We start from the raw sequence: 25,972 nt of genomic DNA on the forward strand, positions 1-25,972 counted from the left end.
TTTTTTAACATTGAAATAATTTTAAATTAACAAATTCTTTCGCTAAATTTAAAGGGCAAATCAATTTCTAACCATTAATAAAAACTTTAGAGCATATGACTAAAACCATAACATTCAATGAGTTGAGAAAGATTAAAGATCGTTTGCCAGATGGAAGTATGCAAAGGATTGCGGAAGAATTACAATTAGAAGTAGAAACAGTTAGGAATTATTTTGGTGGAACAAAAGGTAAAAGCACTGGAATTCACGTTGAACAAGGACCTTATGGCGGTATTGTTGAACTAGATGACACAACAATTCTAAATAGCGCTTTTCGTATTTTGGAAAATGCCTAATATTTGTAAACATCAATAAATTAAAAAACAGGGCTGTTGATTCATTTCAACAGCCCTGTTTTTTATATCCTTTATTTCATCTCTTAAAGAGCTTCTTCCTTATCGGTATGAATCTTATTAAAAATGATTGCCAAGTTGGCATAAAGCGAAGTATTTTGAACCACTATATCATCTGGTACTTTAATACGTGCCGGCGTAAAGTTCCAAATAGCTTTTACTCCCCAAGCAGCCATTAAATCGGCCACCGATTGGGCATATTCTGCAGGTACAGTTATAATCCCAATGATTGCTTTCATTTCTTGAGCTAAATCACGAAACTGATCAATATGGAAAACTTCAATATCATTTATTTTCTTTCCTACAATGCCAGGATTAACATCAAAAGCTGCTACAATATCAAGCCCAAAATTTTCCAAACCATCATCATGCAAAAGAGCTGATCCCAACGAACCAGCACCTACAAGAAAAGCCTGATCCATAACAGTAAACCCTAAAAAGCTAGAAAGAATATCAACCATAGCCCTAACCTCATAACCAACTCTCGTTTTTCCCACAATACTTGTATATGACAAATCTTTGGTTACCTGAGTAGGGTCAATATTCATATAGTTGGCAATCTGAGTAGAAGAAACAAACTCTTGTCCTTTCTTTAATAAACCTTCAGAAAATGCCAAGTAGGACGGCATGCGACGTATAGTCGGCTCAGGAACCCCCTGATTTTTTTTAGAACTTTGAACCATAGTTTCTTTCTTACACCTAAAACGAAAACAAAAGTAACCAAGTTTTTATTAAAGAAAAAATTCTTTAATGGTTTTTTTTGTAATACAAGTTATTCTTTGAGTAAATGGCGCTGGGGATAAAATAAGGATTCTTCTTAAATCCTTATAATAGTGGGCGATATAGGATTCGAACCTATGACCCCTTGGGTGTAAACCAAGTGCTCTGAACCAACTGAGCTAATCGCCCTTAACGGGTGCAAATATAAACAGAAAATATTAGCACCGCAATAAATTTATAGCTTTTGTTTAAACGACTTCTGCAACAACAAAAGTACTACCTCCAACAAATATCAAATCATTTTCATTCGAATTATCTTTGGCTGACCTCAAAGCTAAACTCACTGTTTCGTAGGTGTTACCATTCAAACCAAACGCTTTTGCTTTCTTCGCTAATACATTCTGATCTAATGCTCTAGGAATATTTGCCCGGGTAAAATAGTAGTTCGCACTTTTAGGAATTAGCTTTAAAATATCATCAATATTCTTATCATCAACAACACCAAAAACAATGTGTAGATTTCTGTAATCCATAGATTCTATTTGCGATATTATTTCTTTAATACCAGCAACATTATGCCCAGTATCACAAATCACCAAAGGATCCTTACTAATTGTGTACCAGCGTCCTAACAAACCTGTATCTGCAACAACATTCGACAAACCATGTTTAATAGCACTGTTTGCTATTTCAAGTCCTTGTTGAATCAATTTATCGCAAACGCACAATGCTGTTCTTATATTTTTAACCTGATAACTACCTAACAGATCACAATTTATTCTTACTTCTTCGTTCTTCGATATACTTCGATAAATTATATGTCGATGATGATCCCTTAATTCTGAAGACTTAATTTCATACTTATCCTCAGAATAAATAAGCTCTGTATTTTTATCTGCTGAAAAACGTTCAAAAACTGGAAAGATTTCTTCTTGCTTCTCTCCTACAACAACCGGGACATTCGTTTTTATAATTCCTGCTTTTTCGCCAGCTATTTGAGTGATATCATTACCCAACAAATTCGTATGATCTTTACTTATATTGGTTATTACCGATACCAAGGGATTGATAATATTTGTAGAATCTAATCTCCCTCCTAAACCAACTTCAACAACAGCAATATCGACCTTTTGATCTGCAAAATATTCAAAAGCCATTGCAACGGTCATTTCAAAAAATGAAGGACACAATTCTTCAAATTTCTCACGATGTTCAGCTATAAATTTCACCACATGATCTTCAGTAATCATCTCTCCATTTATTTTTACACGCTCTCGAAAATCACGTAAATGAGGAGAAGTATACAGTCCGACCTTGTAACCTGACGCCTGCAATACCGAAGCTACAGCATGAGACACCGAACCTTTTCCATTTGTGCCTGCAACATGAATGGTCTTAAATTCCTTATGCGGATGATCAAAATACTCATCAAGAGCCAAGGTTGTATCCAAATTTGCCTTGTAAGCAGCCTTCCCTGTGCGTTGATACATAGGGAGTTTAGTAAACATGTAATCTAATGTTTCTTTGTAATTCATTTTCAAAACTCCAGTAATATAAATGATTTTACAAAGAAGAATAAAATTTCTTAAAAATTCCTTTAACAAGTTGAATTTCCTACATTTTTTGCTAATTTAATAGTAGAAAATACTACTGTTTAATTGAAAAAATCAATCGATAAAAAATTACAAAAGCGAACAAACCTGCTTCAAAAGGTATAACAAATTAAACACAAGTATTTTGCAATCACTGTAAAGTAAATATACGACAGTCAATCCCAGTCGAAATTAACCTCTAACACCATTCATTATGGCAAAACTTAAAAAGATTTTCGTACTCGACACTAATGTGATTCTTCATGACTTTAATTCCATTTATAATTTTGAAGAAAATGATGTTGTAATCCCAATAACAGTTCTAGAGGAATTGGATAAATTTAAAAAAGGGAATGATCAAATAAATTATCATGCTCGTGAATTTACCAGAGAACTAGATCGAATTTCTGGTGATTTACTTTTTACTAAAGGCGTTCCACTTGGAAATAAACTAGGGAAATTATCAGTCGAAACAGGGAAAGAATTTTCAGTTCAAATGAAAAACTCTTTTCAAGAGAACATTCCTGACCATCGCATTCTTGCAATAGCTGAATATTTGCACAATGAAACCAAAAGAAAAAAGGTCATTCTGGTTACCAAGGATATCAATTTAAGAATGAAAGCCAAATCCTTAGGTATACCTGCTGAGGATTATAAAAATGATCAGGTTAAAGATCTTGAGGATGTTATAAATTTAGGAATTACAACCATTGAAAATTTCGACGACGCCAAAATTTCTCAACTCTATAAATCACATGAAGGAATACTGGAGGAAGACTTAGGCTTTGAAAAAACAATAAATGGTCATGAATATTTTATTTTAAAAAATAATTCATCAAGCGCCTTAGCTCATTTTGATCCAGTTGAAAAGACCATGTCTCGAGTTGAAAAACCAAATGCATATGGTATTTATCCAAGAAATGCTGAACAAACCTTCTCGATGCATGCTCTTTTAGATCCTAAAATATCATTAGTTGCACTTACAGGAAGAGCTGGAACTGGCAAAACATTATTAGCCTTAGCAACTGCCCTGCAGCAAATAGATATGTACGATCAAATCTTTCTTGCTCGACCTATTGTTGCACTTGCAGACAAGGATTTAGGCTATTTACCAGGTGATGCCAAAGAAAAAATTGGTCCTTACATGCAACCTCTTTTCGATAATCTAAGCGTAATTAAGCACAAGTTTAACATTCACAGCAAAGAATATCTTAAAATAGACGAATTACTTAAAGATGATCGATTACAAATCACACCTTTAGCATACATAAGAGGAAGAAGCCTTTCAAATACATTCTTTATTGTTGATGAAGCTCAAAATCTTACGCCTCATGAAATTAAAACAATAATAACAAGGGCTGGAGAAGGTACCAAGATGATTTTTACTGGGGATATAGAACAGATTGATTCTCCTTATTTAGATAAAAAATCGAACGGCTTAGCCTATTTATCAGACCGCATGAAAGGTCAAGATATTTTCGCCCATGTCAACCTTCTGAAAGGAGAAAGAAGTCACCTTGCAGATCTAGCAAGTAGTCTTCTATAAATGTATTAATTGGATTAGTGAGAAAATTCCATTAAATTAATTACTACAAAATTTGAAAATATTGTTTCAGTAATTAATCATGATATTTTAATAACAACTCAAGTTTATGTAGTAATTAATTTTCGGATACTGATAACCTAATTGTACTCCTATGAAAATAATGAAATTTGCCGCCATTGATATCGGATCGAATGCTATCCGATTGTTGTTTATGAATGTGTTTGAAGAAGGTGGTAATACTCACTTTAAAAAATCTTCCTTAATACGAGTCCCTATTCGATTGGGAACCGATACTTTCATTGATAAATTTATTTCTCCTGCCAAAGAAGAAAAAATGATTAAGGCAATGAAAGCTTTTCGAAACCTTATGGAAGTTCATGAAATTGTAAGCTATCGTGCTTGTGCAACCTCTGCAATGAGGGAAGCGGCAAATGGAATTGACATTATCAAACGAATAGAAAAAGAGGCAAATATTACAATTGATATTATTGCTGGCAAAGAAGAGGCAAGTATCATATTTGATAATAAAATAGCAGACAAGCTAGATCCTTCTAGAGACTATTTATATGTTGATGTGGGTGGAGGTAGTACTGAAATAACACTATTCTCAAAAGGAATTTGTACTTTTTCAGCTTCATTTAATGTTGGAACAATTAAAATTCTACGCGATTGTGTTCCAAAAGGTGAATTCATTCGTATTAAAGAATGCTTGCTAGATGTCTGTCCTAATTGTGAAGACGTTGAAATTATTGGTTCTGGAGGAAACATCAACCGCTTGGTAAAACTCTCCGCACCAAAAAAGGACAAGTTTCTAAGCTATCATGAATTAAAATACATTTACGAAGAGCTAAAACAGTGTTCTCAAGATGAATTAATGATTGGTTATGACATGAATCCAGACAGAGCTGATGTTATTATTCCGGCTGCCACCATCTTCCTTAGCATTATGGAATGGGCGAAAGCAGATAAGATTCACGTACCTAAAATTGGAGTAACCGATGGTATTGTTCATCAACTTTACAAAGAATATAAAAGCAAGACCCTATTAATTAGCTGAAAAAGCAATTCTTTTTTATAAATTTGCAACTTAATTAATTTAGATATTTTGAACTATTTCAATACTGCTTTGAAATGGTTCATTTGTTTTAGCAGTGAGCTGATTTTCAGATCATCGCAATTCATCAGCAAGAAGGGGAGAAAATATGTCGCAAGGAAAGAAAGTAGCTTTTTACACATTAGGCTGCAAATTAAATTTTTCAGAAACATCAACTATCGGACGTTCTTTCAAAGAAATGGGATTCGAAACAGTTAAACCAACTGAAAAAGCTGATATCTATGTCATAAACACCTGTTCCGTTACAGATCAGGCAGATAAAAAATGCAGACAAGCCATAAAAAAAATCATTAAAACAAACCCTAATGCTTTTGTTGTGGTTATTGGTTGTTATGCACAGCTTAAACCAGAAGAAATTTCAGAAATTCCTGGTGTTGATCTGGTATTAGGTACAAATGAGAAATTCAATATCCATAAATATATCGATCATTTAGAGAAAAAAGGAACTGGAGAAATGCATCCGTGTGAGGTAGAATCGGTGAAAGATTTCCAGGCCTCATACTCTATGGGTGATAGAACTCGCTGTTTTCTTAAAATTCAGGATGGTTGTAATTATTTCTGCACCTATTGCACTATTCCTTTTGCTCGTGGTGGAAGTCGAAATATGAGCATTTCTGACACTGTAGCAGAAGCAAAAAAGGTTGCGCAACAAGGTGCAAAGGAAATTATTTTAACTGGTGTTAATATTGGGGATTTTGGACAAAGTACAAATGAAACTTTTTTCGAGTTAATTCAAGAATTAGAAAAAATTGAAGGAATAGAACGATTCCGTATTTCATCAATTGAACCCAATTTACTCAGTAATGAGATAATCGAGTTTGTAGCCAATTCAAAAAAATTCGTTAATCATTTTCATATTCCTTTGCAGGCTGGATCAAATCATGTTCTTAAGCTAATGAAACGTCGCTATAATCGAGAACTATTTGCACAGCGAATTGAAAAAATTAAAGCACTTACCCCTGACGCTTTTATTGGTGTCGATGTAATTGCTGGTAGTCGAGGAGAACGAGAAAAAGATTTTCTTGATGCATATGACTTCATAAATGAATTACCTATTTCCCAACTTCATGTTTTCCCATATTCCGAACGACAAGGAACCAAAGCCTTGGAAATAAAAGAAGCTGTGCGACCGGAAGATAAAAAACGAAGAGCCAAAATGCTTCAAATTCTATCGGAAAAGAAACTTAGAGCATTTTATGAAGAGAATATCGGCAAAGAGGAGGAAGTGCTTTTTGAAGGCTATAATGATAAAGGGAAAATGTACGGATTTACAAAAAACTACATTAAAGTAGAAATACCATACAAACAAAACTTTAGTAACGAGTTAGCTTTTGCTAAATTGCAGGATATTAATTCAAATGGCAATGTTACCGGATTATTAGTGAACGAAAATCAATTTCAATTCAAACCTATTCTTGAATAATTTACCATACCATGATCAATCTTAAGGAACTTTGTTTTAAAACAAACGACATTGCTCGTAAAGTTGGAGCCTTTATCAAGGAACAACAAAGTAAAATTAAATCGGATGTAATTGAAGTTAAGGGAATACATGATTTTGTAACTTATGTAGATAAAACTGCCGAAGAACAAATCGTTGCTGAACTGAAACTAATACTTTCGGATGCTGGCTTTATTGCCGAAGAAGGAACAGAAACCTTCAGAGCTGAAAAATACAACTGGATTATTGATCCTTTGGATGGAACAACCAACTACATTCATGGCCTATCTCCTTTCGCGGTTAGCATCGCTTTAATGGAATATGACGAAATTGTTTTGGGTGTTGTTTATGAAATAAGTCTTGACGAATGTTTTTACTCGTGGAAAGGTGCATCTGGCGCATTCTTGAATGGCAAAACAATTCAAGTTTCTAATGCAAAAACCATCGATGCCAGTTTAATTGCTACCGGCTTTCCATATTACGATTACGACCAACTGAAAACTTTCATGGCTTCATTGGAATATTTCATTATTAATTCACACGGTGTTCGTCGTCCAGGTTCTGCCGCTACCGATTTAGCTTATGTATCTTGTGGTAGATTTGAAGCATTTTATGAATACAGTCTTCAGCCTTGGGATGTTGCAGCAGGTTCGTTTCTAGTTCAACAAGCTGGTGGAAAGGTTTGTGACTTTAAAGGAGACACCAATTATATTTTTGGCAAAGAAATAATAGCTAGTAATGCCTTAGTTCACGATGAATTTAGAAATACTGTTAATAAGTTCATGGTGAAGTAAAACTGTCATTTTTTTTGTACTTTCAGCGCATATTTAAAATATTCATAATTTATAATGATAAAATTTCTGTCCTATATTGTTTACGGATTGGTTAGATTGATCAGTTATCTTCCCTTCCCAGTTCTTTATGTTTTTTCAGACATTGTGTATTTCTTTGTTTGCTACATTCTTCGTTATAGAAGAAAAGTAATTACAGACAATCTTAAAAATTCGTTTCCAGAAAAATCAGACGAAGAAATTCATAAGATTAGAAAAGAATTCTACAGCCATTTCTGCGACACATTTATTGAGACTATTAAGCTTTGGACCATAAGTGAAGAAGAAATGAAGAAGCGCTGTAAATTTCTTAATCCTGAGATATTTGACAGATACAAAGAACAAAATAAAAATGTGATTACTATTTTAGGTCACTACGGAAATTGGGAGTGGCTAACCTCTTTTGCTATTTGGAGAGATGCAAATTACTTGCCGGTATACAAACCTCTTCACAACCAAGTGTTTGATCAAATGTTTCTTAAAATAAGAAAACGTTTTGGTGCTATTCCTGTTGCAAAAGACGATACACTACGCACCATGATTAGGTATCGTAATGAGAAAAAACTATCTGCAACCGTTTTAATTGGTGATCAAACTCCTAAGAAAAAAAGCATCAGTTACTGGACTAAATTTTTAAATCAGGACACTGCTATTTTGATCGGCACAGAGAGAATTGCTAAAAAACTCGACCAAGCCGTTGTTTTTATTAAAATGAACAAAATAAAAAGAGGCTATTATGAAGTTGACCTCATTCCTCTTTTCGATAATCCTAAAGAAACAGCAGAATTTGAGATAAGTGAAAAACACACTCGCGTTCTTGAAGATATTATTAAGGAAAATCCAGCTTACTGGCTATGGTCACACAAGCGTTGGAAGCACAAGAAAGAAACAGCTGAATGAATAAAATAGCAGTAGTCATATTAAATTGGAACGGTAAGAGTTTACTCGAAAAATTTCTTCCTTCAGTTGTTCAATATTCCCAAAGAGAATGGGCCGAAGTTATTGTTGCTGATAATGCTTCAACAGATGACTCTATTTCCTTTTTAAATACTGAATATCCAGACATTCGACTAATTCAGCTTGAAGAAAATTATGGCTTTGCAGACGGGTACAACAGAGCGCTAGACCAATTATCGCATACTTATTTTGTTCTCCTAAACTCAGATGTAGAAGTTAGTTCCAACTGGCTTGATCCTATTTACGAAACATTTGAGAACAATGCTGATATTGCAGCAGCACAGCCAAAAATAAAAGCTTACCATCACAAGGATTCTTTTGAGTATGCGGGTGGTGCTGGTGGCTTTATAGACTACTTAGGCTATCCTTTTTGCAGAGGTAGAATATTAGATAATATTGAAGTTGACAACAAGCAATACGACTCACAAAAAGAAATATTCTGGGCTAGTGGAGCCTCTTTATTCATTAGATCGGAAGTGTATAAAGCTGCAGGTGGTTTAGATGCTGATTTTTTTGCTCACATGGAGGAAATTGATCTGTGTTGGCGAATTAAAAATCGTGGTTACAAGATTATTGTAGAACCAAAATCAACGGTTTATCATGTTGGTGGAGCCACTCTTCCAAATCATAGTTCAAGAAAGTTATTTCTTAATTTCCGCAACAATCTTTTCATGTTGCACAAGAATTTACCTGGAAATAAATTTTACACTACATTTTTAACCAGAATGCTACTCGATGGTGTTGCAGCCCTTAAATTTCTAGTTGGAGGTGAGTTTTCGCATTTTTCAGCAGTGTTTAAAGCACACATGTCATTTTATGCTAGCCTTTCAAAATCTAGAAAAAAGAGGAAAAGCCTACTTCCAAATGTAAGTACAAATAATCATTCTGAAATTTATAAAAACAGTATTATTTTTGATTATTACTTAAGGAAGAAACAGCATTTTACTGACCTAAACTTCTAAAAAACAAAGTTATTAACTCTGTGTTGAAAACTTTAAACCGATGATAGCCACTAGGAGTAAAAGTAAAAAAAATACTCTTGCGAAATGAACCGGCTCACCAAATAGAACAATACCTAATACAGCTGTTGAGAAAGCACCAATTCCTGTCCAAACAGCATAAGCCGTTCCGATAGGTAAATTCTTAACTGCTAAAGCGAGAAAATACAGACTAATTGCCATTGCAATAACAGTAATCACACTTGGCCATAGCTTTGTAAATCCTTGTGTGTATTTCAATCCGATTGCCCAAACAGCTTCAAACAAACCAGCAATTATTAAATAAATCCACGCAGTAGACATAAGCTATAATTTTTCAATTACTTGTTCCAAACGAATTCCTCTTGACCCTTTAATTAGAATGTACTGATTCTGCAAATTAGCCTTTTCAAGTACTTCAATCAAATCTGTTGTTTTTGCAAAAGTCTGAAATTGATCATTCACATTTACCTTACAAAATAAATCACCCACCAAATAGACATCCTGCAATTGCTTTTCTTGAATCAATTCTAGTAAATCATGGTGCTCCTTTTCTGCATCTGCACCTAATTCTAACATATCACCTAAAATCAACACCTTACCTTTACGCGTCATATTCGCAAAATTCTCAACCGCTACTTTCATACTAGTTGGATTCGCGTTATATGCATCTAAAAACAATACATTCTTTTCTGTTTGCTTCAGTTGCGATCTATTATTACTTGGAAGATATTCTTCCAATGCATTTTTTATCTCAATCTCATCAATTCCTAAAAAACGTCCTAATGTAACTGCTGCCAATGCATTTTCGAAATTATATGCCCCAATCAATTTGGTTTTCACATATAACTTTCCAATTTTAGGTGATCTTAACTCTAACACCATATATGGTTCAGCTTGCAGAAATTTCGCCTTGCTAAATGCAGCCTCATTGTTGCCATAGCTAACAATTTCTTGATCGTTTAGCATTTCTTTTAAGAGAGGATTATCAGTATTAACAAATACCTTTCCTTTCTCTTTATACATGTAATCGTACAATTCCTTTTTTGTCTTGATTACGCCCTCAAAAGAACCAAAACCTTCCAAATGTGCCTTTCCTACATTTGTTATCAATCCAAAATTAGGTTCTGCGATCTCACACAAGAACTTAATTTCTTTTGGATGATTTGCACCCATCTCAACAATTCCAAATTCCGTATCCTCATTCATCGAAAGCAAGGTTAAGGGCACTCCAATATGGTTATTAAGATTCCCAAGGGTGGCAATAGCATTAAATTTCTTTTTTAACACTTCGAAAACTAACTCTTTTGTTGTTGTTTTTCCATTGGTTCCAGTTATAGCTAAAATTGGAATATCTAATTCTCTTCGATGCATACGAGCCAAATTCTGCAAACAAGTTAATACATCATCTACTAGGATGAAACGATCATCGATCGCATATTCTTTCTCGTCTATTATTGCAAAACGACAACCTTTTTCAACAGCAGATAAGGCGAACTTATTGCCATTAAAATTATCACCCTTTAGGGCAAAGAATAACGAATCTGATACAATTTTTCGAGTATCGGTAACAACCTGCGGATACTGCTTAAAAAGTCGATAAATTAGAGCTATTTCCATGCTATATTATTCTGAATTTATTCAATAAACGAAATTAGCAAATTCCAACAAAAAACCCCATCCTTTCGAGATGGGGTTTCAATTATATATAAGATAACTACTTTGTTCTTTGATTTGCAGGATGTCCTACATGTGTCATTGCACATCTGAAACCGATATCATCACGAGCTTCTTTTTGATTTAAAAAGCGACGTGCACTTGGCGCCATCCAAAAAGCACGATCTTTCCAAGAACCACCTTTGTAAACACGAGAATCGTCAGTTACCATAGAGCTAAAATCGCTACCATCTTGACCTCTACCTTGAACATACATACGGCTAGAACCTTTTGTTTGATGCTCTGGGTTATTCCATGTATAATCCGAAACGATACTTGAAGCAACATCTCCATCATTATAGTTTCTGTTATCGGCAGTTCTGTAATTTACACGATTAACCAATTCTTCATCTTTTTGTTGACGGTAGCGAATACGACCTAAACTATCTTTTTCAGCTACATTTCCTTCCTCATCAAGCAATGGTGTTTTAAAAACATTACCTCTATACGGATTAAACTCGGCTACATCATATGAAGATAATGGGCGATAAACATCAGCAACCCACTCATTTACATTACCTGCCATACAGAACAAACCAAAGTCATTAGGCCAATAAGATTCAACTGGTACAGTAATATCTCCGGCATCATTAAGAGCTCCTGCAGATCCCATAAAATCACCACGACCTCTTGAGAAATTAGCCATCATCTCACCTCTATGCTTCTTGTCATCATTTCTTACCCAATGTCCATTCCAAGGATACATTTTCTTATCAGCAATACGCTCATCTGTCGAATTACCAATAGTTGCAAGAGCTGCATACTCCCACTCTGCTTCTGATGGAAGACGATACTTTGGTAACAAAATTCCATCAGACCAACGTACACGACGCTCTTCGTTATCCGGATTTAAATCTTTAAGGTTTGTACCAACAACACCTTCGTATTGTCCCATTAAGTACGCCTGAGTATTAAAGTTATTCTCATTACGCTGATCAGGATTCTCTTTCAAAATACCCTTTTCAATTAGAATTCTTTCATTAACACGATCAGTTCGCCACTCGCAAAAATCAGATGCTTGCTCCCAAGAAACACCAACAACCGGATATTCTGAATAAGCTTTATGGCGTAAATAATTATTTACATATGGCTCATTATATGCCAACTCTGATCTCCAAACCATTGTATCAGGCAGTGCTTTTTTATATACCTCCGGGTAATCAACAAAAACACGCTTTGTCCAATGCAGGTATTCTCTATAATCAACGTTTCTAACTTCTGTTTTATCAATATAAAAAGAAGGAATTGTAACACGACGAGGCATATTATTCCAATCAAACATTACATCATCTTGAGTACGTCCCAAGACGAAAGTTCCCCCTTCAACAAATACCAAACCAGGTCCTGTTTTCTGTGTATAACCCTCTTTGTATTCAAATCCTCCGTTCTCCGGATCATTGTAGGCCCAACCAGTGGTTTTAGATTTCTCTCCTTTTCCAACAAGGTTCTTCACCTTTGAACATGATGGGAATACCATCAACGATATAGCAAAAACAAAGAGAACAATACTCGATCTTAATTTCATAATAGATTGAATGTAGTTTATCTCAAAAATACTTAACTCAACAAATATAACTAAAAGTGTACAGATTTTATTGTATTTAATTTTACTTTTTTTTAAAATTATTTAACATTTTCATTAAACAATCTAACATCTAAAAAATACAAGATTATATTATTTTAATCGGTAAAACCCACCAACTCACATAACTAACTGATACAAAACATTTTTTAACAAAACATAAACTTCTCAATACTACAAAAGCTTCGTTTTTATCTTAATATATTTACTCGACATTCTCTTAACTTTTACTTATTTTGTAATACTTGTTATTTTATAATAACATGAAAATGTCTTACAAAATGCAAAAACGTCTGCTATTACCTATGCGATATCTAGTCATTCTTCTTTTCTCTCTTCTGAATATTAGTGCATTTGCACAAATATCTAAGCCTTTTCAATTACAATGGACAGAAAACAAAGTATTCTATCCAAATGGAGAAAGTATTAGTACCCTAATGTTCTCTGGTGCTTCTATTGAAGAAAAAAACAATTGGCTTCCTGAATTTTCACACTTGCAATTATTAGGATCGACTAATGACTTATTTGAAGTTGAGTTAGTGGATACGGAATTTAAATTGTTAAGTTCCATTGAAAAGCAGATTTTACAAAATAAAACGGTGCCAAATAACATAAACCTCTCAATAAAATCGGTTTTAATTCGAAAAAAGGCATATCAAGAAGTTTATTTAATTCCTATTCGAAGAAATTCTACTTCTGGACAATATGAAAAACTAGTTAAATTTTCATTGCGTTTTAAAAAGTTAAAGCAATCCAAATCTGCTAGTCAAGTAAAATCCTATGTTAGCAGTTCGGCTCTTAAAACAGGTTCATGGGTTAAAATTTCTGTTGACACAACAGCGATTCACAAGATTACCTATTCTCAACTAATCGATATGGGCATCTCTAATCCTGAGAATGTTCGAGTTTATGGCTCTGGAGGCGGAATGCTTTCCAAAATGAATTCGGATGAACACATAGATGATCTTGTGAACAATCCCATCTTTATGGAAAGAGGTGATGATGGCATTTTTAATTCGGGAGATTACATTTTGTTCTATGCAAAAGGAACAAACTCCTGGAAACATGATGAAAACACGAATGAGTTTGTACATGAAAATCATTTGTATTCGGATGCCTCCTACTATTTTTTAAGTTCAGATATGGGATCGCCTTTATTAATGGAAAGCACTCCATCCTTATCTACTTCAAACATAATAGTTAATGATTTTAATGATTATGCCGTAATTGATCAAGACGAAATTAATTTACTTGAAAGTGGTAGGCTTTGGCTAGGTGATAAATTTGATGTTACCACGAATTACGCCTACTCATTCAATTTCCCAAACTTAAAAAATGATGAACCAATTGCTATAACAACAAACTTGGTAGCACGTTCCTCTTCCAGTACTAAATTCACTTTACAATCTGGAAGTACGGTAATTGGAAATATCCCCATGAATCAAGTAAACACAGGAAGTTATACTGCAAGCTATGCTTCTCAATCGGAAAACTCCTTTACCAATTTCACTCCTTCATCCGATCAATTTGAAATAGAAATTGATTATGAGAAAAGTTCTGCCTCATCGAAAGGATGGCTAAATTTTCTGCGCGTGAATGCGAGGCGCGAGTTAATATTCACTACTGATCAGATGTCATTTAGGGATAAAAAAAGTATTGGAACCGGCAATATTGCAAATTTCTCAATTCAAAATACCAATGATAAAATTCAAATTTGGGATGTCTCAAAGCCTAAGTCTTTAAAATTGATTCTAGCATCATATAGCAACAACACAACTTCATTTAATGCTGATGCAAATATTTTAAAAGAATACATTGCTGTTGATGTAAAAGGCGACTTTCCAAGTCCTGAACTAGTTGGTACAGTTCAAAATCAAAATCTGCACGCATTATCGCAGAAAGACATGCTAATTATTAGCCCAACAAAATTTACCTCTTTTGCGAATCAAATCGCAGATTTTCATAAAACAAAAGATGCTTTAAGCGTTCAGGTAATTAATCCTGAGGAGATCTATAATGAATTTTCATCTGGTGCACCAGATGTTAGCGCTATTAGAAATTTCATTAAAATGTTTTACGATCGAGCTGCAAATGAATCTGAAATGCCAAAGTATCTATTATTATTTGGCGATGGCTCATACGACAATAAATCAGATCAGGAAAACAATACCAATCAAGTTCTCACCTACCAATCGCAAAATTCTTTAAGTCCAACACAATCTTTTGTTACCGACGATTTTTTCGGATTATTAGATGATGATGAAGGAGAAGCCTCGGGGATGTTAGATATTGGAATTGGTAGGTTACCCGTAAATACAATTGAAGAAGCTCAAACTGTAATTAATAAAATTTTAAACTACAATGATTCTGAATGGGGCGATTGGCGAACAAATGTTTGTTTCATTGGTGATGATGAAGATCGAAATACTCATATGAGAGACGCCAATAGATTAGCTGTTCAAGTCGAAAATAACTATCCACAATATCAAACTCAAAGAATATTCCTAGACGATTACGAGCAAATTATTAGTTCTGTAGGACAGGTATATCCAGATGTAAATTTTGAAATCAGCGAAAGCGTAAACAAAGGCACGCTAATAATGAATTACACAGGGCATGGCAATGAAAATGGATTAGCGCATGAACAAATAATGATGCTTGATGATATTTTAGCATGGAAAAACCCGAATAAACTACCTTTATTCATGACGGCTACCTGCGAATTTAGCCGTTTTGACAATTATAAAAAACGTTCATCAGGTGAAATGATATTGCTTAGAGAAAATGGAGGTGGCATTGGTCTGTTTACAACAACTCGCTTGGTTTTTTCTTCTCCAAACTTCACACTAAATCAAAATTTCTATCATCATGTTTTCGACAAAGATGCCGATGGCAACTATAACCGCTTGGGAGACATCATGAGAAAAACGAAAAACGAAACAGGATCAGGAATCAACAAAAGGAATTTTACCTTATTGGGAGATCCTGCTTTGCGATTAAATTACCCAAAACATACTGCTGAAACAACCAAGCTAAATGATGTAAATATTACACAAGCCATAGACACTTTAAAGGCATTAAGCAAAATTAAGATTTCAGGCCGTATTGTATCTGAAGATGGTGCCGATTTAAATGATTTCTCAGGAACCCTATTTCCGACAGTTTTCGATAAAGTTAAAACCAAAGCCACGCGAGGAAATGATTACGATCCCTTTGAATACGAGGTGCAAAATAGCATTCTATTTAAAGGAAAAGCTAGCGTTACAAATGGGAAATTCGACTTTAACTTCTTTGTCCCTAAGGATATTAGCTATGAATATGGCAATGGAAAAATAACTTACTATGCGAACAGTACAAACACTGATGCTACAGGTTTTACAAACAATATCGTAATAGGAGGAACAAATCCTAATGCTGATAATGATAAGTTAGGGCCCGAAATTAGCCTGTTTATGGATGACGAACATTTTACTCCTGGCGGATTAACAAGCTCCTCTCCTCTCCTTTTAGCTGTTGTTAAAGATTCTAGTGGAATCAATACGCTAGGCAATTCCATTGGGCATGATATCGTGGCTATTTTGGATCAAAAATCAGATAATGCAATCAAATTAAATGATTTCTATGAATCTGACTTGGATAATTATCAAGAAGGTAAAATATCGTATCGCTTAACGGATTTGGAACCTGGAGAACATGATATCCAACTAAAAGTATGGGATAATGTTAACAATTCATCCGAGAATATCCTCGACTTTATTGTTGCTGAAGATGCAGAACTTGTTCTTAAAAACATCCTTAATTACCCTAATCCTTTTACAACGAATACTGGTTTTTACTTTGAACACAATCATGCCGCTAGAGAACTCGACGTATTGATTCAAATACTAACAATATCTGGGAAATTAATTAAAAGCATAGAAACCACCGTTAATTCTTCTGGAAATCGTGTCGGACCCATTCAATGGGATGGAAAAGACGATTTTGGCAACTCCATTGGTCGTGGAGTTTACTTCTATCGTGTAAAGGTTCGGGCCGATGATGGAAAAGTGGTCAATAAATTTCAAAAATTAGTCATCCTCAAATAATAAATTCAAACATTACAAGTTAATTGAATATATTTGCAGACCATTATATTAAACTATTATGAATTATAGACTAACTCTAATCACCAGCCTTTTGTCCATTTTGTTATTCACAAATTTAAAGACAAGCTGGGCGCAAAGCTCAACATCCGGAGCAAATTATATTTCTACGGCTGTCCCATTTCTAACTATTACACCCGATTCTCGTGCAGGAGCAATGGGAGACGTTGGTGTTGCAACTTCGCCAGATGCTAATTCAATGCATTGGAACCCTGCTAAATTTGCCATGATTGATGGAGATTACGGCGTTGCCGCTTCTTACACTCCATGGCTAAGAGACTTAGTTGACGATATGAGTATTTCATACCTAACAGGGTATTACCGATTGGATAAAAACCAGGTAATTGCAACCTCACTTCGCTATTTTGCATTAGGTGAAATCATATTTTTAGAAAGTGCCGATGCGATCGAAAATTCTAAAAATCCGAACGAATGGGCATTCGATATGGCTTATTCGAGAAGATTAACAGATAATTTATCTGGAGGTATTGCTTTTCGATATATCCGTTCAGATTTTCAGGCTGATTATGTTGCTGGTGTAGAAACCAAAGCAGGTAGCGCTTTTGCTGCTGATATTTCGGTATACTATCAGAAAGAATTTAAGCGAAACCGAAAAGAAATGCTTTGGTCTTGGGGTGTAAACATTTCTAATATTGGTTCTAAAATCAGCTATTCTGATGATAGTGAGAAAGAGTTTATCCCAACTAACTTGCGTTTAGGTACTGCATTAAAAATGGAATTAGATCGATACAATTCATTGACTATTGCTGCTGATCTTAACAAGTTACTGGTTCCAACACCAGGTAAAGGTGCAGTTGAAGACAATCCTGAAGGAACCGTAATTGTTGGTAGTGAAACTTCCGATCAATCTGTTATGAGCGGAATTTTTAGTTCTTTCTCTGATGCTCCAAATGGAATGAGTGAAGAGTTTAAAGAAATAACATGGAGCCTTGGTCTAGAGTATTGGTATCATAACCAATTTGCTGTTCGTACAGGATATTTTCATGAAAATGAAGATAAAGGGAATCGTAAATTCTACACAGCAGGTGTTGGAGTAAAACTAAGCATGTTTGATCTGGATTTTTCTTATTTAATTCCATCAAGTCAAAACAACCCATTAAAAAATACTTTGCGCTTTACCATAACTGCAAATCTTGATAAAATTCTAAAATAGAAACAGATGAAAATAAGAGTAGGATTTGGATACGATGTTCATCAACTAGCAGAAGGTGAAGAATTTTGGCTTGGAGGTATCCAATTAGACCATCAGAAAGGAAGTGTTGGTCATTCAGATGGTGATGTTCTAATTCATGCAATATGCGATGCCCTATTAGGTGCTGCCAATATGAGAGATATAGGCTATCACTTCCCGGATACCTCGGTAGAATTAAAAGGTATTGATAGTAAAATACTACTCAAGAAAACAGTTGAAATAATAGCTAAAAAAGGTTTTACAATTGGTAATATAGATTCAACTATTGCTTTGCAAAAACCTAAAATAAATCCTCATATTGATAAAATGCAAAAAATACTTGCTGAGGTTATGGGTATAGATATTGAAGATATCGCTATAAAAGCTACAACAACCGAAAAATTAGGATTTATAGGCACCGAAGATGGTGTTGCGGCCTATGCAACAGTTTTAATACAGAAGTAACACTCAGTTATTTTAATTAGTTAAAAACCTCTTATGAATAAATTCATAAGAGGTTTTTTATGCGAATAAGTTAACATTAACTCCTTTTTTCCTTTGCCAATTTCTCTCTTTTGCTATATTTGTTTTATATAGATATCTAAATACTTTAAATGATCGAAAGATGAGAAAAACAGTAGTTATAGGTGCCAGTTTAAAAGAAGAAAGATATTCAAATCAATGCATTCGCTTGTTGCGTGAACACAACATTGAAACTGTTGCTGTTGGCAATAAAGCAGGAAAAATTGAAGATGTTGAAATTATTGTTGGTCGTCCGTGCGAAAACAAAGTTGAAACAGTAGCTATTTACCTTTCACCAAAAAATCAAGAATCTTATTACGATTATATCATTGGCTTAAAACCAGAGAGAATTTTGTTTCCTCCAGGAACCGAGAATCCTGATTTTTACAGAAAAGCTAACGCTCGAGGAATAGAAACTGAAGAAGCTTGTCCTTTGGTGATGTTAAAAACCGGAATATATTAAACCAAGCCATATTTTAGAGGCGCTTCCCAATAAGCGTCTCTATTCGAAAAATAGCTGATAAGGTCGTTTTAGCTCGCCTTCAACCTCTCCGAGACCAATTACCCGACTTCTTCGTAAAAACTCCTTACCATCTAGAAAAACCAGTAAACTTGGATTTGTAAACAAACTATACTGAGCTGCGATTTCTGGCTGAATTGAATTGTCTACTTCGTAGGCATCTAACCTTGGAAAGTGCTCAGCCATTAAAGTCTTCAATTTCGGCGCTAATACATGACAAACACCACAATTAGGCGCAGAAAAATAAATGTAAAATGAGGCTCTTTCCTCCTTTAATTTTTCAAGAATAGCTAAGGACAATTTCATAAAACAAATGTATTAAAATTTACTTCCCAATCTCAATAATAGTACAAGCATAAAAAAAAGCTGTTTCAAACAAATGAAACAGCTTTTTATATTGTAATTGAGTAGTATTACTCTTTTTTACGAGTTCTTCTTTTTGGCTTCGCAGCTGCAGCAGCTTTATCAGCTTCTTCTATGCTATGATCGTAATCTACGATGTACTTATCAACTAAGATACGTCCACAGTACTCACAAACAATAACTTTCTTACGAGAACGAATATCCATTTGACGTTGAGGTGGAATCTTATTAAAGCAACCTCCACAAGCATCACGCTCTACAGTTACAACAGAAAGACCATTTCTTGCATTCGAACGAATTCTTGTATATGCAGTTAACAATCGCTCTTCAATTTTACCTTTGAAGTTTTCTGATTGACTCATCAATTTTTCTTCTTCAATTTTCGTCTCAGAAACAATTGCTTCTAACTCACCTTTCTTACCTTCTAAGTCAGCTTGTTTGTCAGCAAATACTTTATCTGAATTCTCGATTAAAGCTTTCTTGTTGGTAATTTCCGAATTGAACTCTCTAATTCTCTTCTCGCACAATTCAATTTCAAGCTTTTGAAATTCAATTTCTTTAGAAATAGAATCAAATTCACGATTATTACGAACGTTAGACTGTTGAGCCTCGTACTTTTTAATCAATAAATCAGCTTCTTTAATCTCTTGTTTCTTCTTAGCGATTGTATCACCAAGATCACTCACTTCAGTGTTAAGATTATTAATCCTGGTGTCAAGCCCCACAATTTCATCTTCCAAATCCTGAACTTCTAAAGGAAGTTCTCCTCTTAGCGTTTTAATTCTGTCAACCTCAGCATCAATACTTTGCATTTCGTACAGTGCACGCAATTTTTCTTCAACTGAAATATCCTTTAAATCTGCAGCTTTTGGATTTTGTGTTGTCATATGTTTACAAATAATTTATTGGATTCGAATTTATCTCTGAGATACGAACCGCAAAGTTAGGAAATTTTTCTGTAACTATCTCATAAAAAATTTCTCTAGTAAACTGTTCACTTTCATAATGTCCGATATCGGCGATGATCAGCTTTCCTTCGGCATCGAAAAATTCGTGATATTTAAAATCTCCTGTTATATAAATGTCAGCTTTTGCAGCCTTTGCTTTTCTTAGAAGAAAGCTTCCGCTACCACCGCAAAGTGCAACCTTTTTTATCTTATCCTTAACCAAATCAGTGTGCTTAACGCAAGCTGATCCAAAAATTTTCTTTATTCTTTTTAAAAATTGAAGTGTATTTTCCTCTTCATTTAACTCACCAATCATTCCTAAACCGACATTTGGGTTCACATTTTCTAATTGATAGATATCAAAAGCAACCTCTTCGTAGGGGTGATTTTTTAACAAAGCAGCTAGAATTTTTCCTTGTAAATGCTTAGGAAAAACAGTTTCAATACGTGTTTCCGGTTCTGTATGTAATTCTCCTTGTTTCCCTACGTAAGGTTTAGTTCCTTCATTTGCTTTAAATGTCCCCTCACCTTTCGAATTGAAACTACACGAATCGTAATTACCTATACGACCCGCACCAGCAATAAACAAGGCATCTTTTACCTTTTGGGCATATTCTGTTGGAACAAAAGTTACCAATTTGTTTAAATCTTCTGCTAAAGGTGATAATATTCTTCTATTCTGTAATCCTATTAAATCGCAAATGCGATCACTTACACCACCTTTTACTGAATCCAAGTTGGTGTGTGCCGAATAAATAGCAATATTATTCTGAATGGCTAACATTACTGTTCGTTCTACATAGTTATTGCCATTAAAACGTTTCAGTCCTTTAAATACGATTGGGTGATGTGATATAATTAGGTTTAAGCCTTTTTCAATAGCTTCTTCAACCACTTCCTCAACAACATCCAAACAAACTAAAGCACCCGTAAGCTCCCAATCGTATCTCCCAACAATTAAGCCAGCATTGTCATAAGACTCCTGGTAAGATAAGGGGGCCATTTCTTCGATTGCAGCTACGATATCTTTTACTTTCAATTCTAAAAAATTTAAGGGTTATAATTCCTGAATTGGAATTCTAGATCATCTCTTTCATTTCAAGAAGAAGAGTTCTAATATCCTTCAATCTTGAAACAACCTCGAAATTATTCTGTGTATCTTCTTTATTTTCTTTCAACTTCAGCTTAGCACCATTAAGAGTCATTCCTCTTTCCTTTACCAGATGATAGATTAAATGAAAATTATCAATATCAGCTTTTGTAAAAAAGCGATTACCTTTTTTATTCTTTTTAGGCTTTATAATATCAAACTCTTTCTCCCAATAACGAATATGAGAGGTGTTCACGGAGAACATCTCAGCAACTTCCCCAATGGAGTAGTAGAGTTTTTCTATTTTCGTTTCTCTATATGGCACCTGTCTTGCTATTTAGAGTGAATTTTCTTCGTTCAATACTTTAGAGATGACTAAATTGAACCGTTTACTTACCTAAATTAACAAAAAAGTGGCACGAAGTTAAATTTTTCGCACCACTTTTTTATGCTTGCCAAATTCTTTTTGGTGAATCTAATCCATTGTTTGACCAGTGTTAGCAGCGAATGCTACCATACGATCATATTCATCTGCGCTTAGATCATTGAAATAATAATTTATTGGATTTAAGTGCTTTCCTGATTTTCTTATCTCATAATGTAGGTGTGGTCCGGTTGATTTACCTGTATTTCCTAAAAAAGCAATTACTTCACCGCGTTTCACTTTCTGCCTTTTTTTAACGTTATATCCGTTAAGGTGGGCATAAATTGTTTGGTAACCATAACCGTGATCTATAACGATCTTCTTTCCATAACCACGCTGATTTCCAACTGATTTAATGACTCCATCACCAGTAGCGTAAATTGGCAACCCTATGTTACCGGTAAAATCCATACCATCATGAAACTTACGCGTCTTATAAATAGGATGTACCCGCCAACCATAACCAGCCGAGATACGATTAAAATCCTTTATAGCTATTGGCATAATTGCAGGGATAGCAGCTAAGAGTTTAAATTTATTCTTAACCATCTCTTCAACATCATCATACGATTTAGTCTGAACGTAAATGGATTTTGATAACTGATCCAATTTCTTCGATGTGGAAATAACGAGATCAGCATTCTTTAAGTTCTCTAAATTCTCGTAGCGATTCACACCTCCAAAACCTGCTTGTCTAATATTATTGTGAATGGGTTCTGCCTCAAAAATAACACGGTAAATATTATCATCACGTTGCTCCAGATCACCCAAAACATTCTGTATCTTAGTTAATTCGGCGTTTAAGCGAGTATACTGAGTAAGTAATTGTTTATTCTCTCTAGCTAATGCTTTCTCTTTTGGGGAGCCGAAAAAATAGAACAATACCACTACCATTGCGATGGCAAGTACTGAACTTGAAGCCATGTGTTTAAGAACGTTTATTATTTTCGTCTTAAAGTTGGCCTCTACTTTTTCGTAACTAATAGACTCTGGGTTAAACTGATACTTAGTCTTCGCCATGTAATTTTTATAGGTTGTATTTACTAAAAAAAGCCTAAAATTTTTGCTCTCTATAGGTAACAAAATTAAGGAAATAATCTAACTTTGCAAGCTAAGTATCAAAATCTCATTGATTTAAAACATAATACAATATGACTTCTAGCGAGATCAGACAAGCCTATTTGGATTTCTTTGAATCCAAACAACATAAAATTGAATCATCAGCAGCAATGGTGATTAAGGATGACCCAACATTAATGTTTACAAATGCCGGGATGAATCAGTTCAAGGATATTTTCCTTGGTAATTCTCCCATTAAGTACAAGAGAATTGCCAACTCCCAAAAATGTTTGCGAGTATCAGGTAAGCATAACGACTTGGAAGAAGTAGGACATGACACCTACCACCACACCATGTTCGAAATGTTAGGCAACTGGTCTTTTGGTGATTATTTTAAAAAGGAAGCAATTGATTGGGCTTGGGAATTCTTAGTTGATACATTAAAACTTCCAACGGATCGTTTATACGCTAGTGTTTTTGAAGGTAGTGATGAAGACAAAATGCCTCGCGACGACGAAGCTGCAGGTTATTGGGAGAAGTACCTTCCCGTAAGTCACATTATCAACGGAAACAAGAAAGATAATTTCTGGGAAATGGGAGATGTTGGTCCTTGTGGTCCATGTTCTGAAATTCATATTGACCTAAGAACGGAAGAAGAAAGAAAACTTGTTGATGGTAGAGATCTTATTAATATGGATCACCCACAAGTTGTTGAAATTTGGAACTTAGTTTTCATGCAATTCAACCGTAAGGCTGATGGCTCACTAGAGTCATTACCTCATCAGCACGTTGATACAGGAATGGGATTCGAGCGTCTTTGTATGGCTATGCAAAACAAGCAATCAAACTACGATACTGACGTTTTCCAGCCAATCATCCAAGCTATTGCAAAGATGTGTGGCAAAACATACGGCGACAACGAAGAGATCGATATCGCATTACGTGTAATTGCTGACCATATCAGAACTATTTCATTTGCTATTACTGATGGTCAATTACCATCGAATAATAAAGCAGGTTACGTCATCCGTCGAATCCTTCGTCGTGCTGTACGTTATGGTTATACATTCCTTGATTTGAAAGATCCTTTCATGTACCGTTTGGTTGAGGTTCTAATCGAGGTTATGGGTAAGCATTTTCCAGAACTGGTTAAGCAAAGAAATTTGATCGAAAAAGTGGTGAAAGAGGAAGAGAATTCTTTCCTAAGAACACTTGCTAACGGTATCAAGCTACTTGATCAGATTATTGAAAAAACAAAAGCTGACGACTTTAAAGTTGTTCAAGGTAAAGTTGCTTTTGAACTTTACGATACATACGGATTCCCATTAGACTTGACAGAGTTGATTCTTAAGGAGAATGATCTTGTTGTGAACCGAAGAGAATTTAACGAAGCCATGGAAGCTCAGAAGAACCGTTCACGTTCAGCTACAGCAATGGAAACCGGCGATTGGATTGAGATTCTGAAGGATGATAAGGAAGAGTTCGTTGGTTATGATTACTTATCAACTGATGTAAAAGTTACACGCTATCGTAAAATGAATATCAAAGGGAAAGATTTATTCCAACTGGTATTCAACATTACGCCTTTCTATGGCGAAAGTGGTGGACAGGTAGGCGATACTGGTTATATCGAAGCCAATGGCGAGAAAATTTCGATTGTAGATACAAAAAAAGAAACGGGTTTAATTATTCATATTGCAAACGAATTACCTAGCGATCCAACTCTAACTTTTAAAGCAGTTGTAAACGCAGGTAAGCGTCAATTAATTGCAAATAACCATACAGCTACACACCTATTGCATGCAGCTCTACGCGAAGTCTTGGGCGATCATGTTGAGCAAAAAGGTTCTCTGGTAAATCCTGATCATTTACGTTTTGACTTTTCTCATTTCCAAAAATTGACAGAAGAAGAGATTGCTAAGGTTGAAGAAATTGTAAATCACAAGATTCGTGAAAATGCAACAACCGAAATAAAAAATGGTATTCCTATGCAGGAAGCTATTGATTTAGGCGCAATGGCTTTATTTGGTGAGAAGTATGGCGACTTGGTCCGTGTTGTAAAATTAAACGAATCGGTTGAGCTTTGTGGTGGTACTCACGTTAAGGCTACGGGGCAGATTGGCTTATTCAAAATCACTTCTGAGGGAGCTATTTCTGCAGGCGTACGTCGTATTGAAGCAATTACAGCAGTTAAGGCTGAGAAATATATCAATGATAAGCTAAACACACTTAAAGAGATTGAACGTACTTTCAAGTCGAATCAAAATTTAATTAAGAACATTGAAGATTTGATGTCTGAAAATTCAGGTTTGAAGAAAGACCTGGACGGATTCATGAAAGATCGCCTAAAGGTGATTAAGAATGATCTTAAAGGACATGTTTCTGTTACCAAAGATGTTAATTTTATTACCGAGCCATTAAGTGTTGGAAGTGCTGGTGATATTAAAGATGTTGCCTTCTCGCTTAAATCAGAAGTTGAAAACCTGGTGTTTATTGCTGGGGCAGACCTTGGTGGAAAAGCCAACCTGACTATCATGTTCTCTGATAACCTGGTTAAAGAATACGATTTGAATGCCGGAGCAATTGTTCGTGAAGCTGCTAAGGAAATTAAAGGTGGTGGCGGTGGCCAGGCATTCTTTGCTTCTGCTGGTGGTAAAGATCCTCAGGGTATTGATGCGGCAATCAGTACAGCTAAGAAAATGATTCTACACAAGATTGAAGGCTAAAAAAGCTACAAGCGTAAAGCTACAAGTATAAAAAACGCCATTTCGTGAGAGATGGCGTTTTTTTTGTTTTCATTGTCTTGTCCTAAAATAAGTATCTCACACTTCAATTAAAACTTCACA

At 34.9% G+C, this 25,972-nt stretch carries 22 protein-coding genes and 1 tRNA gene; 12 read left to right on the forward strand and 11 right to left on the reverse strand.

Going from position 1 to position 25,972, the window contains the following annotated elements; genetic code table 11:
• Window positions 1-95 precede the first annotated feature (95 nt).
• On the forward strand, window positions 96-335 hold the full coding sequence (locus L3049_RS08130; RefSeq protein ID WP_275109307.1) for a DNA-binding protein: 240 nt from the start codon (window positions 96-98) through the stop codon (window positions 333-335).
• A gap of 83 nt (window positions 336-418) precedes the next feature.
• Here the strand turns inward: L3049_RS08130 and L3049_RS08135 are convergent, their stop codons facing one another.
• The 3 genes from L3049_RS08135 to L3049_RS08145 form a co-directional block, all read right to left on the reverse strand.
• Entirely contained in the window at window positions 419-1,075 is a 657-nt protein-coding gene (locus L3049_RS08135) for a redox-sensing transcriptional repressor Rex (protein WP_275109308.1), read from the reverse strand.
• A gap of 151 nt (window positions 1,076-1,226) precedes the next feature.
• Window positions 1,227-1,301 (reverse strand) — tRNA-Val (locus tag L3049_RS08140).
• Between the two features lie 59 nt (window positions 1,302-1,360).
• Window positions 1,361-2,647 (reverse strand): bifunctional folylpolyglutamate synthase/dihydrofolate synthase, encoded by a 1,287-nt coding sequence (locus tag L3049_RS08145; RefSeq protein ID WP_275109309.1) that lies wholly within the window; start codon window positions 2,645-2,647, stop codon window positions 1,361-1,363.
• 271 nt (window positions 2,648-2,918) lie between these two features.
• On the opposite strand from L3049_RS08145, the gene L3049_RS08150 reads away from it, so the two are divergent.
• The 6 genes from L3049_RS08150 to L3049_RS08175 all read left to right on the forward strand — a co-directional run bounded on the left by L3049_RS08150 (window position 2,919) and on the right by L3049_RS08175 (window position 9,554).
• The gene (locus tag L3049_RS08150; RefSeq protein WP_275109310.1) at window positions 2,919-4,250 is read left to right on the forward strand and encodes a PhoH family protein; all 1,332 of its coding nucleotides are present in this window, start codon (window positions 2,919-2,921) and stop codon (window positions 4,248-4,250) included.
• A gap of 151 nt (window positions 4,251-4,401) precedes the next feature.
• Window positions 4,402-5,307, forward strand: a complete 906-nt coding sequence (locus tag L3049_RS08155; RefSeq protein ID WP_275109311.1) for a Ppx/GppA phosphatase family protein — start codon at window positions 4,402-4,404, stop codon at window positions 5,305-5,307.
• A 145-nt stretch (window positions 5,308-5,452) separates the two neighbouring features.
• Window positions 5,453-6,787: a tRNA (N(6)-L-threonylcarbamoyladenosine(37)-C(2))-methylthiotransferase MtaB gene (gene mtaB / locus L3049_RS08160; protein WP_275109312.1), complete on the forward strand. Its 1,335-nt coding sequence runs from the start codon at window positions 5,453-5,455 to the stop codon at window positions 6,785-6,787.
• A gap of 11 nt (window positions 6,788-6,798) precedes the next feature.
• Entirely contained in the window at window positions 6,799-7,599 is an 801-nt protein-coding gene (locus L3049_RS08165; RefSeq protein WP_275109313.1) for an inositol monophosphatase family protein, read from the forward strand.
• A 54-nt stretch (window positions 7,600-7,653) separates the two neighbouring features.
• A complete protein-coding gene (locus L3049_RS08170) occupies window positions 7,654-8,535 on the forward strand; it encodes a lysophospholipid acyltransferase family protein (RefSeq protein ID WP_275109314.1) in 882 nt (293 codons plus the stop codon).
• Window positions 8,532-9,554, forward strand: coding sequence for a glycosyltransferase family 2 protein (locus L3049_RS08175; RefSeq protein WP_275109315.1), 1,023 nt, complete (start codon window positions 8,532-8,534; stop codon window positions 9,552-9,554). The genes L3049_RS08170 and L3049_RS08175 overlap by 4 nt, the downstream gene beginning before the upstream one ends.
• A 12-nt stretch (window positions 9,555-9,566) precedes the next feature.
• On the opposite strand, the gene sugE is transcribed toward L3049_RS08175, so the two are convergent.
• The 3 genes from sugE to gldJ all read right to left on the reverse strand — a co-directional run bounded on the left by sugE (window position 9,567) and on the right by gldJ (window position 12,810).
• Window positions 9,567-9,893, reverse strand: a complete 327-nt coding sequence (gene sugE / locus L3049_RS08180) for a quaternary ammonium compound efflux SMR transporter SugE (protein WP_275109316.1) — start codon at window positions 9,891-9,893, stop codon at window positions 9,567-9,569.
• Window positions 9,894-9,896: 3 nt separating this feature from the next.
• Complete coding sequence (locus L3049_RS08185) at window positions 9,897-11,189, reverse strand: UDP-N-acetylmuramoyl-tripeptide--D-alanyl-D-alanine ligase (RefSeq protein ID WP_275109317.1); 1,293 nt, start codon at window positions 11,187-11,189, stop codon at window positions 9,897-9,899.
• A 97-nt stretch (window positions 11,190-11,286) separates the two neighbouring features.
• The gene (gene gldJ / locus L3049_RS08190; RefSeq protein ID WP_275109318.1) at window positions 11,287-12,810 is read right to left on the reverse strand and encodes a gliding motility lipoprotein GldJ; all 1,524 of its coding nucleotides are present in this window, start codon (window positions 12,808-12,810) and stop codon (window positions 11,287-11,289) included.
• Between the two features lie 338 nt (window positions 12,811-13,148).
• Between gldJ and porU the strand changes: the two genes are divergently transcribed.
• From porU to L3049_RS08210, 4 genes are all read left to right on the forward strand, one after another.
• Complete coding sequence (porU, locus tag L3049_RS08195) at window positions 13,149-16,952, forward strand: type IX secretion system sortase PorU (RefSeq protein WP_275109319.1); 3,804 nt, start codon at window positions 13,149-13,151, stop codon at window positions 16,950-16,952.
• 58 nt (window positions 16,953-17,010) lie between these two features.
• Complete coding sequence (gene porV, locus L3049_RS08200) at window positions 17,011-18,183, forward strand: type IX secretion system outer membrane channel protein PorV (protein ID WP_275109320.1); 1,173 nt, start codon at window positions 17,011-17,013, stop codon at window positions 18,181-18,183.
• Between the two features lie 6 nt (window positions 18,184-18,189).
• Window positions 18,190-18,666 (forward strand): 2-C-methyl-D-erythritol 2,4-cyclodiphosphate synthase, encoded by a 477-nt coding sequence (gene ispF, locus L3049_RS08205; protein ID WP_275109321.1) that lies wholly within the window; start codon window positions 18,190-18,192, stop codon window positions 18,664-18,666.
• Window positions 18,667-18,826: 160 nt separating this feature from the next.
• Entirely contained in the window at window positions 18,827-19,186 is a 360-nt protein-coding gene (locus tag L3049_RS08210; protein ID WP_275109322.1) for a CoA-binding protein, read from the forward strand.
• A 39-nt stretch (window positions 19,187-19,225) separates the two neighbouring features.
• On the opposite strand, the gene L3049_RS08215 is transcribed toward L3049_RS08210, so the two are convergent.
• The 5 genes from L3049_RS08215 to L3049_RS08235 form a co-directional block, all read right to left on the reverse strand.
• Window positions 19,226-19,549: a thioredoxin family protein gene (locus tag L3049_RS08215; protein WP_275109323.1), complete on the reverse strand. Its 324-nt coding sequence runs from the start codon at window positions 19,547-19,549 to the stop codon at window positions 19,226-19,228.
• 107 nt (window positions 19,550-19,656) lie between these two features.
• Window positions 19,657-20,493, reverse strand: a complete 837-nt coding sequence (locus tag L3049_RS08220) for a zinc ribbon domain-containing protein (protein ID WP_275109324.1) — start codon at window positions 20,491-20,493, stop codon at window positions 19,657-19,659.
• Window positions 20,494-20,497: 4 nt separating this feature from the next.
• Complete coding sequence (locus L3049_RS08225) at window positions 20,498-21,592, reverse strand: Nif3-like dinuclear metal center hexameric protein (RefSeq protein ID WP_275109325.1); 1,095 nt, start codon at window positions 21,590-21,592, stop codon at window positions 20,498-20,500.
• A 40-nt stretch (window positions 21,593-21,632) separates the two neighbouring features.
• Window positions 21,633-21,968 carry a MerR family transcriptional regulator gene (locus tag L3049_RS08230; RefSeq protein WP_275109326.1) on the reverse strand — a complete coding sequence of 112 codons (336 nt, stop codon included), beginning with the start codon at window positions 21,966-21,968 and terminating at the stop codon, window positions 21,633-21,635.
• Between the two features lie 150 nt (window positions 21,969-22,118).
• Complete coding sequence (locus tag L3049_RS08235) at window positions 22,119-23,087, reverse strand: M23 family metallopeptidase (RefSeq protein ID WP_275109327.1); 969 nt, start codon at window positions 23,085-23,087, stop codon at window positions 22,119-22,121.
• Between the two features lie 131 nt (window positions 23,088-23,218).
• Between L3049_RS08235 and alaS the strand changes: the two genes are divergently transcribed.
• Window positions 23,219-25,852, forward strand: a complete 2,634-nt coding sequence (alaS, locus tag L3049_RS08240) for an alanine--tRNA ligase (protein ID WP_275109328.1) — start codon at window positions 23,219-23,221, stop codon at window positions 25,850-25,852.
• Window positions 25,853-25,972 lie beyond the last annotated feature (120 nt).

The organism is Labilibaculum sp. DW002 (genome assembly GCF_029029525.1).
In the GTDB taxonomy this organism is placed as follows: Bacteria; Bacteroidota; Bacteroidia; order Bacteroidales; family Marinifilaceae; genus Paralabilibaculum; species Paralabilibaculum antarcticum.

Coding starts and splice junctions, on each gene's coding strand:
- L3049_RS08130 (WP_275109307.1), top strand. CDS start 96: ATGACTAAAACCATAACATTCAATGAGTTGAGAAAGATTAAAGATCGT.
- L3049_RS08135 (WP_275109308.1), bottom strand. CDS start 1,075: ATGGTTCAAAGTTCTAAAAAAAATCAGGGGGTTCCTGAGCCGACTATA.
- L3049_RS08145 (WP_275109309.1), bottom strand. CDS start 2,647: ATGAATTACAAAGAAACATTAGATTACATGTTTACTAAACTCCCTATG.
- L3049_RS08150 (WP_275109310.1), top strand. CDS start 2,919: ATGGCAAAACTTAAAAAGATTTTCGTACTCGACACTAATGTGATTCTT.
- L3049_RS08155 (WP_275109311.1), top strand. CDS start 4,402: ATGAAAATAATGAAATTTGCCGCCATTGATATCGGATCGAATGCTATC.
- mtaB (WP_275109312.1), top strand. CDS start 5,453: ATGTCGCAAGGAAAGAAAGTAGCTTTTTACACATTAGGCTGCAAATTA.
- L3049_RS08165 (WP_275109313.1), top strand. CDS start 6,799: ATGATCAATCTTAAGGAACTTTGTTTTAAAACAAACGACATTGCTCGT.
- L3049_RS08170 (WP_275109314.1), top strand. CDS start 7,654: ATGATAAAATTTCTGTCCTATATTGTTTACGGATTGGTTAGATTGATC.
- L3049_RS08175 (WP_275109315.1), top strand. CDS start 8,532: ATGAATAAAATAGCAGTAGTCATATTAAATTGGAACGGTAAGAGTTTA.
- sugE (WP_275109316.1), bottom strand. CDS start 9,893: ATGTCTACTGCGTGGATTTATTTAATAATTGCTGGTTTGTTTGAAGCT.
- L3049_RS08185 (WP_275109317.1), bottom strand. CDS start 11,189: ATGGAAATAGCTCTAATTTATCGACTTTTTAAGCAGTATCCGCAGGTT.
- gldJ (WP_275109318.1), bottom strand. CDS start 12,810: ATGAAATTAAGATCGAGTATTGTTCTCTTTGTTTTTGCTATATCGTTG.
- porU (WP_275109319.1), top strand. CDS start 13,149: ATGCAAAAACGTCTGCTATTACCTATGCGATATCTAGTCATTCTTCTT.
- porV (WP_275109320.1), top strand. CDS start 17,011: ATGAATTATAGACTAACTCTAATCACCAGCCTTTTGTCCATTTTGTTA.
- ispF (WP_275109321.1), top strand. CDS start 18,190: ATGAAAATAAGAGTAGGATTTGGATACGATGTTCATCAACTAGCAGAA.
- L3049_RS08210 (WP_275109322.1), top strand. CDS start 18,827: ATGAGAAAAACAGTAGTTATAGGTGCCAGTTTAAAAGAAGAAAGATAT.
- L3049_RS08215 (WP_275109323.1), bottom strand. CDS start 19,549: ATGAAATTGTCCTTAGCTATTCTTGAAAAATTAAAGGAGGAAAGAGCC.
- L3049_RS08220 (WP_275109324.1), bottom strand. CDS start 20,493: ATGACAACACAAAATCCAAAAGCTGCAGATTTAAAGGATATTTCAGTT.
- L3049_RS08235 (WP_275109327.1), bottom strand. CDS start 23,087: ATGGCGAAGACTAAGTATCAGTTTAACCCAGAGTCTATTAGTTACGAA.
- alaS (WP_275109328.1), top strand. CDS start 23,219: ATGACTTCTAGCGAGATCAGACAAGCCTATTTGGATTTCTTTGAATCC.